An 11,567-nucleotide genomic window follows, 5' to 3' on the forward strand; every position below is an offset into this window, starting at 1 on the left:
TGGAGCGACAATTGATGTAATTCGAGAATACATCCAAAACCAAGAAAGACCCGACTGAAAAGGCGTGCTATCCATCTCCATCTAAATCACAGATTATAGATGGAGAATTCCGCACATTTAGTTAAAAACCAAAAGCGCACAGCAGCAATGGTTGCTTGAAGTTTCGAAACGCTGGCTGAGTGTTGCAGAATGGTTAGCGCATGTGATTCCACATCCAGATGATCCGCAGCAATGGCTGTCTGCCAACTATCGTGATGTGGTGCTGAGCAAACTTGGTGAAGGTCGTATCGGTATCTTAGGAGATGCGGCTCATGCCATGAGTCCGCAGCTTGGACAAGGCGCCAATATGGCGCTGCTCGACGCATGGGCCACCAGTCAAGCCCTGCTTCAATATCAACAGGATTTCTCACTGCAAAACCTCTGGCAGCAGTATCATCAACTGCGGTTGCCGTCCGTGCGGTTTTACCAATTTTTTAGCCGCCTGCTGACACCGTTTTATCAATCACATCATCGCTGGACAGCGCCGCTGCGTGATATTTCATTTCGTGCCATGTATCAGCTGCCGTTTTTCCGCAAAGAAATGGCCATCACGATTTCTGGCTTAAAAACAGGTGCATGTGGGCAAATGAATTATGCCGACATAGCCCGCAAGTCTGCAGATGATTCTGCGGCTGAACTGCGCAATTTAAAATTTGATTAAGAATTAACTCCCCATCATTCTCTTGATGGCTTACACTATGATGCTGCTCAAATGCTGCGGCATTTATTTTTTGATTTTTGAATTGGTGAAATCCTCATGAACAACCTGCAATGGCTCGATGAAGTAAAATTTAACGAACAAGGCTTAGTGCCTGCTATTGCACAGCATCATCAAAGCGGACGCGTATTGATGGTGGCATGGATGAACCGTGAAGCGTTGGCGCAAACTGCAGAAAAAAATCAAGCGGTGTACTTTTCACGTTCACGCAATAAGTTATGGCATAAAGGTGAAGAATCTGGCCATTTCCAAACCGTGCATGAAATCCGTTTGGACTGTGATGCTGACGTGATTGTGCTACAAATTGAACAACATGGCGGCATTGCCTGCCATACCGGTCGTGAGTCGTGTTTCTATCGCAAACTTACTGCCAATGGCTGGGAAGTTGTCGATGCGCAATTGAAAGATCCGGCTGCAATTTATGGTGCAAAATCAGCAAATCCACATACCCTTGCGATGAATGCGTCCAATGTACAATCTGAGCAAGTCGAAGTACTCGACTACTTAGGTAAAATGATGGCTGAACGCAAACAAGCCGACCCTGAATCCTCTTATGTGGCAAAGCTTTACCATAAAGGTCTGAATAAAATTTTAGAAAAAATCGGTGAAGAAAGTGTTGAAACCATCATTGCCGCTAAAGATTTTAAAATCGAAGCCAATGAAGACAACAAAAACGATCTGATTTACGAAGTGGCAGACCTTTGGTTCCATACCATTGTAATGCTAGGTTATTTCGATATTGATCCACAATTGGTACTTAACGAACTCGCTCGTCGTCAAGGCCTTTCCGGTTTGGTTGAAAAAGCCAACCGTCAGCACTAAGACGCAACCGTGCCAGAGCTTAAAAAACCGACCGCGACCTATGAGCAGGCTACTGCCATAGATAACGCACGTCTAGGCAAATCATTTAAAGTGATCGCCTATGCTGGCACAGGTAAAACCACCACACTCCAAATGATCAGTGATGCCATGCCTCAGCGGCGTGGCATGTACTTGGCCTTTAACAAAGCCATTGCCACCGAAGCACAGAATCGTTTTCATCAAAATGTCGACTGTCGAACCTTCCACTCATTGGCTTATCGTAGTGTTCCACGTGGAGTGACTGATAAACTGCGTCTACCACGTTTAAGTCCCAGTTTTATTGCCAAAGAATATCGACTAGAACCGATCACCCTACGTCGTATGATGGGCGGTCGTTATGAAAAATATGTACTCATGCCTTCGCGTTTGGCGAGTCTGGTGGCAAATGCTGTTAGTTATTTCTGTTCGACCAGTTCACAGTACCCTGCCCCACGACATCTACAAGCACCGAGTTGGTTGCATCCAGACGATATCGAAAGCTTACAAAAGCATTTGTATCCTGCCATTGAACGTCGTTGGTTAGAGTCGATTGATCCGAACCATGCAGCAGGGATTGGACACGATATTTATTTAAAACTTTGGGCTTTGTCTGAACCGAATATTCCTGCGGATTATGTGCTGTTCGATGAAGCTCAGGATGCTGACCCACTAATGCTAGGGATTTTACTGAAACAGCGTAATACTCAGGTCATCTATGTTGGCGATGCGCATCAACAAATTTATGCATGGCGTGGCGCAGTCAATGCCATGCAGCAACTCCCTTTACCCGAATCACGTTTAACCACGTCGTTCCGTTTTGGTGAAGAAATTGCCTTGAACGCCAATGCTCTGCTGGGCGCATTGAATGAAACCGTGCCGTTATTGGGTAATCCGCAGCTCAACTCTAAAGTGGTCAATAAACCGCATACCAAGATGCGCGATGCCATTTTATGTCGTACCAATGCACGTGCGATGGAACTGTTATTGGCAGGTTTGGTCAAAGGTGAAAAAGTCAGCCTGCAAGCAGATCATGCACGACTCAATCGTTTTGTCGATGCTGCAGCCATGCTCAAGCAAGGTAAACGCGTGGTCGATGTCCCAGAGCTTGCATGGTTTAACTCATGGCATGATGTACATGAATATTGCGAGACCAATGACGGCAGCGATATTAAACCGCTGGTGAAGTTGGTCGATGACCACGGTACTGACCCACTGAAAAAGGCACTGGCGAAAATCACCCCGATTGATCAAGCCGACTACATCATCTCGACCGCCCATAAAGCCAAAGGTTTAGAATGGGATCGGGTACATATTGAAGATGACTACCAATTTAAGCTCAACGATAAAGATTATAAAATTAGTGACGAAGAGTTACGGTTACTTTACGTGGCCTGCACACGTGCTAAAGTAAGTTTAAATATCCATCATATTTATGACTTGATGCAGCACTTAAAACGTCAAATGCCCAAATCTTTGGCGCAAGCGGTCAGCTAGTATGATGAAAAAGGTGAATAAACAATAAATCAGTAAAAGGTGCACCATGAAAATACAATCGATTCAACTCAAGCACACCCTTCATTTTACTGATATCACCCTCAATTTTAATTATCACGATCTGCCGATTACCTTAATTTTGGGTGATCAAAGTTCTGGAAAAACCTCCCTACTGCGCTTTAGTTACCAGGCCCTCACTTGGTTTGCTGCACGCTATAAAGATTTGCGTACAGCAGGTGTGGTGATGCTCGATCAAGACATCATGTTAAATCGCTTACAATCGAAACTTGATATTCAGGTCAGTTTTCCCGAAGACATTGGCGCATTTCAGCTTTCAAGTGATCAGCAAGACCAAGACCCACAATGTTGTTCATGGCAACTGTATAAAACCTTAAACAGTCAAGGCGTCGGCCTTAGTAAGGCCGAAACACAGCAATTGGAATCGATGGTTGCGCTGTATCAAAAAGCCCTCAAAGCTGATCCGTTACAAGGGCTGCCGCTCATTGCCTATTACCCTGCTGAACGCTTCGTCAACGACGTAAATATTCTCAATAAAAATAATCCTGCTATTTTTCAGCCTTCACATGCCTATGAAATCTCGGCCATTCCCTTTACCACGTTTATTCGTTTTTTTGAGTGGTTTCGAGAAATATCCGATATAGAAAATGCACAAAGTGCCGAATTAATTCAAAATTTATTACATCCAAAAAAACCAACTGACTCATCCAACACATCTGACACGCCACTTTTTGGACAAAAACTGGCGCAAGCTCAGGCCGATCTACACGCGCCGTCACTCAGATCATTAAAACAAGCCTTAGAGACCGTGTTGCCCGATGTGACCAATATTTATCTGCAATATCACCCTAGATTACAGTTAATGGTCTGCTATCAAGGCAAAGACATGTTGTTTCAACAGTTGTCGAATAGTGTCCGCAACCTTGTGGCCTTAATTGGTGATATTGTGCGTCGCCTGTGCCTACTCAATCCTCATAGCTTATATCCGTGCCAAGAAGGTGACGGTATTTTATTGATCGACGCCATAGACCACCAACTCGATCAAAACATGACTCAAGTGATTTTGACCCGTTTAAATCAAGCGTTTCCACGACTCCAAATCATTGCCAGCGGCAACCGTCCTGAACTGCTGGAACAGGCTTCTCGTTTTCAGTGCTTACAACTACAGAATAAAAAGCTCAGTGAGATTCAGCCTGAAAAACTACAAGAAACTTATGATCAGATTTATCAGCAGTTGCAACTCGGATCAAAGCCATCGCTTCCAGCCAAAACTGAAGAGACTGAATTAAATGAGCCACTGAACAGCCCAGACACCATCCAGCACATGTTGCAATTAATCCAGACGCAACTGACCGAGCAACAGCAACACGAATTGGTTAGGGCTTTATCACAGCGGGGTGATCAGGACGTTACGATCCAACCGCTGAGTTAAAAATACCGAGGCTGATTGGCTGGGCGTAATCCATAGCCTCGATGTTTAAATATTCAGCAACAAGGCCGCAATAGATGTCGAGTCAGTTTCGTCAGGCGTATAATGTGTAAGTGGGTCATAAAAAAGATTGATGTTGTTTTACGCATGTAATATGATCGGTTTTATTTGCAATTTTCATAGTAACATCGGAAATTGCTATCGCTTCACGAGTTGCGCAACACAGCTTGTTTTTAATTTTTTTTGACACACATGGCTTTCAAGATTGAATTTTTGGACTGCTCTTTGCTGTCCTGTAATCCTTGAAAGATGAAATACACCTAGGTTTCACCGCCTAATCATGACAATGGATACGAGTGTGCTACCGATTATTATATTGTTACCGTTAATACTAGGCACAACACTTGTCTCGTGGTTGAAGCAATTCTCTCGCGGGGTAACAGCTTTAGGGGCGATTGGCGTCAGCCTCAGCAGTTTAGTTTTATTATTGAGTCAGGCCCCAGATGTCTTTAATGGCAAAACCATCATTCAAACTTGGCCGTGGCTCACTCAAGTTGGCATTGATTTCAGTTTCCGTCTCGATGCACTGGGCTTGTTGTTTTCCCTGCTCATTACCGGGATCGGCACCTTAATTTATATCTATGCCTACTATTATTTAAGTCCAAAGAACTCGCTCAGTAAACTGTATGTTTTATTGATGCTGTTCATGGCTGCCATGCTCGGCATTTCATTGTCTAATAATTTAATTTTATTACTCATTTTCTGGGAACTCACCAGTATTTCATCCTTCCTGTTGGTCGGTTACTGGAGCAACTACGACGCTGCTCAACGTGGCTCTCGAATGGCTTTGACCATTACAGGCATGGGTGGTCTATGTATGTTGGGTGGTTTTGTCCTGTTGGCGCAAATCACGGGCACCTATCAGATTGATCAAATCCTGACGATGGGTAGCCAAATTCAGCAGCATCCGCTTTTTGTGCCCACACTGCTATTAATTTTAATGGGGGCATTTACCAAAAGTGCGCAGTTCCCTTTCCATTTTTGGTTGCCAAATGCCATGGCGGCACCGACCCCCGTCTCGGCTTATCTACACTCTGCCACGATGGTGAAAGCCGGAATTTTCCTGCTTGCGCGCTTATTGCCGATCTTTGCAGGCGCGGCGTTGTATCACAACTTGGTCACCTTTATTGGCTTATTTACCTTATGTATGGCGGCCTTCTTTGCCATTTTCAAAGAAGATTTAAAAGGACTTTTGGCCTATTCCACCATCAGCCATTTAGGTCTGATCGTTTGTTTACTTGGGATCGGCTCTCCCCTCGCAGTTGCAGCTGCCATTTTCCATATCATTAACCATGCAACCTTCAAAGCAGCCCTATTTATGATCGCGGGGATTATTGACCACGAATCAGGTACACGTGATTTACGAAAACTCTCTGGTTTATGGCAATTACTTCCGTTTACCGCAACGCTGACCATGATCACTGCAGCCTCTATGGCAGGTGTCCCATTAACCAATGGTTTCCTTTCTAAAGAGATGTTCTTTACTGAACTTTTAGCCAACCTGACTGGGCCAGTGATGATCGTGTCAGCGATCATTGCCACCTTTGCCGGTATCTTTGCTGTCGCGTATTCGGTGCGTTTGGTTCATGGGGTGTTTTTTGATGGTCCATTAGGGAAAGATGTTCCTAATAAAGAAGCACATGAACCACCGTTTGGCATGCGCGCACCGGCAACCTTACTGGCTGCTTTATGTATTTTAGTTGGACTCTTCCCTGCATTATTGGTTGAGCATATTGTCAATAGTACCGCGCGTGCGAGTATTCAAAATACTGCGTTTGAAGGTACACATTTAGCGATTTGGCATGGCTTAAATGCCCCCCTTTTGATGAGCGTGATTGCACTCTTGGGTGGTTTAGTTTTCTATTTCGCATTGGCGAAGGGCGGCAAATTACGCCGGATCGACTTAGATCCACTTTTGGGTCGATTACAAGGTAAAGTGCTGTTCGACTTATTTTTAAAGCATCTATTACTCAGCTCAAGAAAGTTCCGTCGCTTTACTGAAAATGGCAAATTACAAAGCTATTTATTATGGATTTTGATCTTTAGTGTGGCCATCGTCATCGTTCCATTTTGGCTGCAAGGCATCGGCACAGGCAGCCGTGAACTGGTACATGCACCGGTCATCGCGATCGTTCTATGGCTATTATTATTCTCTGCATGTTGGATGATGCTTTGGTTCCACCATGAACGGATTAAAGCCGTCCTCATCAGTGGTGCAGTCGGTCTAGTTGTGACCATGGTGTTTATCTGTTTCTCCGCTCCCGATTTAGCGTTGACACAGATTACTGTTGACGTGGTGACCACCGTGCTCTTACTCATGAGCTTATCGTTATTACCACAGCTCACCCCTTATGAGTCGAGCGTGTCACGTCGTTGGCGAGATGCATTGATTGCGATTATTGCAGGTCTAGGGATTGCATGGATTTCATGGTTGATCATGACCCGTGATCACAATTCCATTTCATGGTTCTTCATGCAGCAGTCTATCCCACTTGGCGGTGGTACCAATGTGGTCAACGTGATCTTGGTGGATTTCCGTGGTTTCGATACCTTTGGTGAAATTACCGTACTGGGAATTGCCGCAATTGGTACGCTGTGCATGATGGATGGTATGCGTGCTCATGGCACCACCATTACGCAAGGTCTAACCTATCGTTTTAATCCGTCGCCACTGATGTTCCGTATTACCTCATCTTGGATTTTGCCTTTGGCCTTGGTGGTCAGTCTGTATATTTTCCTACGGGGTCACAACTTACCAGGCGGTGGCTTTATTGCAGGTTTAATTACCTCTTTGGCCTTAGTGATTCAATATATTGCGCTTGGTCAAGACCGTGCCGAACAATTGATTGGTGCAAAATCAGGTCGCTTATATGAAGTGTGGATTGGTATTGGTTTAACCATTGCAGGTCTGACAGGGATCGCTGCTTGGCTATGGGGCCGCCCATTCCTGACCAGTGCCCATATCTATGTCTCACCTCCAATTTTAGGCGAAATGCACCTTGCCTCCGCTGCCCTCTTCGACACAGGTGTTTACATCACCGTGGTGGGCGCGACGATGTTAATGATTTCCGTCTTAGGCGACTCGCGTCACTCGAGTATGTCTGGTCCAGTTCCAAGAGGCGAATAAGATGATTAGTTTAGAATTTTTACTCGCTTCAGCCATTGGCTTACTGACCGCAACAGGGGTCTACCTGATTTTGCGGGCACGTACCTTTCCTGTCGTGCTGGGTTTAGCCATGATTGGCTATGCTGTGAACTTATTTTTATTTGTCATGGGACGTATTCATGTCAACGCACCGGCTGTGTTAACTGAAACCACCAAAGCGACCGACCCTTTACCGCAAGCCTTGGTCCTGACCGCCATTGTGATTGGCTTTGCGACCACAGCCTTTATCGTACAATTGGCTCTGCGTAGCCGCTATGAAACCGGAACAGATCATGTGGACTCCAAAGAAGAAATACCGCAAATTGACCCGCGGGAGGATGAGCCATAATGCATGACTTCATCCAATTTTGGACTACGCATAGCCCGATTTTCAGTATTTTAATTCCTGCAATTACTGCATTTATTTTAGTCCTGCTGGGCAACCCCGGCTCTGGTTCTTTGGCGCATGACTGGCGACAACCTTGGCGTCGTGGAATCAGTTATGTTTCAGGCATTCTCGGGCTGATCACATCTATCAGTTATTTGATGATCGCCAGCTCTGGTCAAGTTTTGGTTTATAACCTGAGTGAATGGGCCGCACCATTCGGCATCGTCTTAGTCCTAGATCGACTCTCAGCTTTCATGTTGGTGCTGACCTATGGACTTGCTGTGCCAGTGATGTGGTTTGCCAGCAAAGAATGGGACGAGCGTGGTCGTTATTTCCATGCCATGTGCCATTTCTTACTGATGGGTTTGTGTGGTGCGTTCCTGACAGGCGATTTATTTAACCTGTTTGTGTTCTTTGAAATCCTGTTGATGGCATCATATGTTTTGCTCTTACATGGTCAAGGCAAAGCACGTTTTCAGCTTGGTATTCATTACGTCACCATTAACCTATTTGCCTCTGCCCTCTTCCTGATTGGACTCGGGATGATTTACGGCAGTGTAGGTAGCTTAAATATGGCTGATGTTGCACGACTTATGCCTTTGCTTGAAGCGGATCAACATCGTATCGCAGTGGCTGGTGCATTGTTACTGTTTACCGTCTTTGGCATCAAAGCTGCAATGCTGCCTGTAGGGTTCTGGTTACCAAAGACCTATGCTGTGGCAACCACGCCTGTCGCAGCCTTATTCACCATCATGACTAAGGTCGGCATCTATGCCATTCTCCGTGTCAATGGTACTGTGTTTGACGATGGGATTAGCCGTGAAATCTTACAACAGTGGCTGTTACCGATTGGCTTAGTAACCTCGCTCTATGGTGCTTATGGTGCTATCGGAACCGATCGTTTACGTCGTTTTGTCGGTTTTATGATTTTGTCTTCTATCGGGACAATATTGGTTGCGATTTCACTCTTTAATACGGATGCATGGGCTGCAGGACTTTATTACCTGATTCACAGTACCATCATTGGTGCAGCTTTTTATATTCTCTCGGGTTGGATTACCTCACAACGTGGCGAATTTAAAGATCATTTTAAAATTGCGCCCCGTATGAAACAGCATAATACCGTTGCTGTCTGCTATTTCATCATTGCGTTGATGATGGCTGGTCTACCGCCCTTTAGCGGATTTTTGGGTAAAGTATTTCTCTTACAAGCAACGGCCAATTCACCTTACCAAATCATGATTATTTTGATCGTATTGTTGGTGAGTTTACTCAGTATTATTGCATTCACTCGAGTTGGTTTTGTGCTTTTCTGGCGTTCATCTCGCCCAGAAGATGATATTGATACTGAAGAATATCAGCGTTATCAGGCTTTGCCGAATAAGGCACCGCTTCGTAATGACAAAACCATTTATCTGCTGTTAACAGCGCTTGTGGGATATATGGTTTTTGCTGCACCGATCTATGACTATACCTACAAAACTGCGCAGCAAATTCAAGACAATCCATTATATGAATCATTGCTGCTAAAAAAGGATGAAAAAGGTCAAATCATCAGTGTTCAACCTTATGATCCTGAAAATTTACCTGAAACTAAATATGGTGGTGAATCAGCCGATCCAAATGCACACCTCATTCCTGCATTGATTGCACCTGAAACGCTACATGGCGAGCATATTTCTGAGTATAAGCAACGCCAAATTCAAGGACAGCAACAAGAAGAAAAACTACCTGAAGAGACCCAACTAAAACCGATGGAGGCACCTTAACATGGCGAAAACATCTGTATTAAATCGCTGGTTTCCGCATCCATTGGTATCAGTCATGGTTGGTCTGAGCTGGGTGATGTTAGCGCACAGTCTAGATGCGGCCACACTCTGCATGGCCTTGGTTTTAGCCATTGTTATTCCACGATTGGTTCGCCCTTTTATTGACCGAACGCCGAATATCAACTGGCTGGCAGCATGTAAATTATTCTTTGTGGTGCTGTGGGATATTATTGTCAGTAATATCCATGTTGCAAAATTAGTCCTTGGGCCAACACATAAACTGCACCCGAAATGGTTCCGTGTTCCTCTCGATACACAGCATGAGGAAGTCAATTCTTTACTTGCGATGATCATCACCACCACACCCGGTACAGTGTCTGCTGGGATTGACCAAGACCGTGGTGATATTTTGGTCCATGCGCTGAGCACGGATGACCCTGAAGCGGAAATTCAAACCATTAAAGAGCGCTATGAACGCCCTCTCATCCTCATTTTTGGTGCTGATACAGGAGAATCCACATGACAATTTTACCGTATGCGCTTGGCATCTGTTTAGTTGCTGTGACGATCTCGATGTTACTGTGTCTCATTCGCTTGGTGATGGGACCCTCAATCGTAGACCGGCTACTTGCTTTAGATACCTTATTTTTAAATGCTACCTGTTTAATTGTCATTTTAGGTATTTATTGGGCAAGTACATCGATGTTTGAAGGGGCTTTATTGGTTGCCATGCTGGGGTTTGTGTCTACAGCCGCTTTAGCACGATATTTCACCACTGGCCACGTCATCGACTAGGAGTACATTAATATGCAATTAGTCATGGAAATTTTGGTCTCGATTTTTTTGGTTATTGGCGCTTTTTTCATGTTGGTCGGCGGTATTGGCATGGTTCGCCTACCCGACTTATTTATGCGTCTGCACGCACCGACCAAATCGAGCACCTTAGGCTTAGGAAGTTTTCTAATTGCTGCAATTATTTATGCAGCATTTCAAGGTCGTTTTGGTTTTGCAGAAATCCTAATCACGCTCTTTGCCTTTATCACCGCACCGGTTTCTGCAAACCTCATGGCACAAGCGGCATTACATTTACGACTGCGCTCGATGAGTGGTGATGCACCAGAAGCGCTCAATCGCCCTCTTCCTTGGCAACGAACTCGGCGCCGTGCCTTTCACTCTAAAATCCATTCAAAACCGGAAGATCTGGATTAATTCCAGATCCAGTTTTGTTTATGTCTTCGAGCTAAAAAATTCTTTGATTCGCATCCACATTTTTTCAAATACGCTACTTTGAGCCATATATTGCAAACGCTTTTGGTTATATGGCGTCGTTTTTAAACCATATTTTTCAGCTAAATCAATCAGCATATTTGTTTCATAACTACTTTGAAAATGATCAGACCATTTAGGCTGATATTGACTCATCTCAAGATTCGCCAATTCTTGACATCCTCACCCCCTTAAAAGAGGGTGATTCCTACAGCTAGACGCTTATGCCCAAGCGCAAGAATGTTTAGAGCTGAGTTTATATCTCGATCATGAACTGTACCACAGCTCATGCACTCCCATTCTCTTATTCCAAGATCTGTCTTACCTTTTGGACTACTTGAGGTGATCTCACCGCAGCACGAACAGATTTGGGTGGTATAGGCTTCTTGGACTTCTTCAAA

Annotated in this window: 11 protein-coding genes and 1 pseudogene; 10 read left to right on the plus strand and 2 right to left on the minus strand. The window is 44.7% G+C overall.

Annotated features, from left to right (window positions below; all coding sequences use genetic code 11):
- Positions 1 to 121: 121 nt before the first annotated feature.
- The 10 genes and pseudogenes from FTT98_RS16285 to FTT98_RS16330 all read left to right on the plus strand — a co-directional run.
- A pseudogene (locus FTT98_RS16285) lies at positions 122 to 700 on the plus strand (FAD-dependent oxidoreductase); the annotation flags it as partial.
- 96 nt (positions 701 to 796) lie between these two features.
- Entirely contained in the window at positions 797 to 1,579 is a 783-nt protein-coding gene (gene hisIE, locus FTT98_RS16290; RefSeq protein ID WP_180009539.1) for a bifunctional phosphoribosyl-AMP cyclohydrolase/phosphoribosyl-ATP diphosphatase HisIE, read from the plus strand.
- 9 nt (positions 1,580 to 1,588) lie between these two features.
- Entirely contained in the window at positions 1,589 to 3,091 is a 1,503-nt protein-coding gene (locus FTT98_RS16295; protein WP_180009538.1) for a UvrD-helicase domain-containing protein, read from the plus strand.
- Positions 3,092 to 3,137: 46 nt separating this feature from the next.
- Positions 3,138 to 4,541 carry an AAA family ATPase gene (locus FTT98_RS16300; RefSeq protein ID WP_180064870.1) on the plus strand — a complete coding sequence of 468 codons (1,404 nt, stop codon included), beginning with the start codon at positions 3,138 to 3,140 and terminating at the stop codon, positions 4,539 to 4,541.
- 343 nt (positions 4,542 to 4,884) lie between these two features.
- Positions 4,885 to 7,725, plus strand: coding sequence for a monovalent cation/H+ antiporter subunit A (locus FTT98_RS16305; protein WP_180177578.1), 2,841 nt, complete (start codon positions 4,885 to 4,887; stop codon positions 7,723 to 7,725).
- A 1-nt stretch (position 7,726) separates the two neighbouring features.
- Entirely contained in the window at positions 7,727 to 8,092 is a 366-nt protein-coding gene (locus tag FTT98_RS16310; protein WP_078189407.1) for a Na+/H+ antiporter subunit C, read from the plus strand.
- A complete protein-coding gene (locus FTT98_RS16315) occupies positions 8,092 to 9,900 on the plus strand; it encodes a monovalent cation/H+ antiporter subunit D (protein ID WP_180177577.1) in 1,809 nt (602 codons plus the stop codon). The genes FTT98_RS16310 and FTT98_RS16315 overlap by 1 nt, the downstream gene beginning before the upstream one ends.
- Position 9,901: 1 nt before the next feature.
- On the plus strand, positions 9,902 to 10,423 hold the full coding sequence (locus tag FTT98_RS16320; protein WP_180012108.1) for a Na+/H+ antiporter subunit E: 522 nt from the start codon (positions 9,902 to 9,904) through the stop codon (positions 10,421 to 10,423).
- A complete protein-coding gene (locus FTT98_RS16325; RefSeq protein ID WP_078189410.1) occupies positions 10,420 to 10,695 on the plus strand; it encodes a monovalent cation/H+ antiporter subunit F in 276 nt (91 codons plus the stop codon). Before FTT98_RS16320 ends, FTT98_RS16325 begins: the two co-directional genes overlap by 4 nt.
- A gap of 12 nt (positions 10,696 to 10,707) precedes the next feature.
- Positions 10,708 to 11,109 carry a Na+/H+ antiporter subunit G gene (locus FTT98_RS16330; protein WP_180012110.1) on the plus strand — a complete coding sequence of 134 codons (402 nt, stop codon included), beginning with the start codon at positions 10,708 to 10,710 and terminating at the stop codon, positions 11,107 to 11,109.
- An 18-nt stretch (positions 11,110 to 11,127) separates the two neighbouring features.
- Here FTT98_RS16330 and FTT98_RS16335 read toward each other — a convergent pair whose 3' ends face one another.
- Positions 11,128 to 11,322 (minus strand): hypothetical protein, encoded by a 195-nt coding sequence (locus FTT98_RS16335; RefSeq protein WP_180005485.1) that lies wholly within the window; start codon positions 11,320 to 11,322, stop codon positions 11,128 to 11,130.
- Positions 11,323 to 11,357: 35 nt separating this feature from the next.
- A partial coding sequence (locus FTT98_RS16340) for a zinc ribbon domain-containing protein (protein ID WP_180174025.1) occupies positions 11,358 to 11,567 on the minus strand: 210 nt, incomplete at its 5' end.

The sequence above is a fragment of the Acinetobacter sp. YH12039 genome (assembly GCF_013420015.1).
GTDB classification, from domain to species: domain Bacteria; phylum Pseudomonadota; class Gammaproteobacteria; order Pseudomonadales; family Moraxellaceae; genus Acinetobacter; species Acinetobacter amyesii.

What these genes read in the sequence shown, in the direction of transcription:
- hisIE (WP_180009539.1), top strand. Translation starts at nt 797, where the DNA reads ATGAACAACCTGCAATGGCTCGATGAAGTAAAATTTAACGAACAAGGC.
- FTT98_RS16300 (WP_180064870.1), top strand. Translation starts at nt 3,138, where the DNA reads ATGAAAATACAATCGATTCAACTCAAGCACACCCTTCATTTTACTGAT.
- FTT98_RS16305 (WP_180177578.1), top strand. Translation starts at nt 4,885, where the DNA reads ATGGATACGAGTGTGCTACCGATTATTATATTGTTACCGTTAATACTA.
- FTT98_RS16310 (WP_078189407.1), top strand. Translation starts at nt 7,727, where the DNA reads ATGATTAGTTTAGAATTTTTACTCGCTTCAGCCATTGGCTTACTGACC.
- FTT98_RS16315 (WP_180177577.1), top strand. Translation starts at nt 8,092, where the DNA reads ATGCATGACTTCATCCAATTTTGGACTACGCATAGCCCGATTTTCAGT.
- FTT98_RS16320 (WP_180012108.1), top strand. Translation starts at nt 9,902, where the DNA reads ATGGCGAAAACATCTGTATTAAATCGCTGGTTTCCGCATCCATTGGTA.
- FTT98_RS16325 (WP_078189410.1), top strand. Translation starts at nt 10,420, where the DNA reads ATGACAATTTTACCGTATGCGCTTGGCATCTGTTTAGTTGCTGTGACG.
- FTT98_RS16330 (WP_180012110.1), top strand. Translation starts at nt 10,708, where the DNA reads ATGCAATTAGTCATGGAAATTTTGGTCTCGATTTTTTTGGTTATTGGC.
- FTT98_RS16335 (WP_180005485.1), bottom strand. Translation starts at nt 11,322, where the DNA reads ATGAGTCAATATCAGCCTAAATGGTCTGATCATTTTCAAAGTAGTTAT.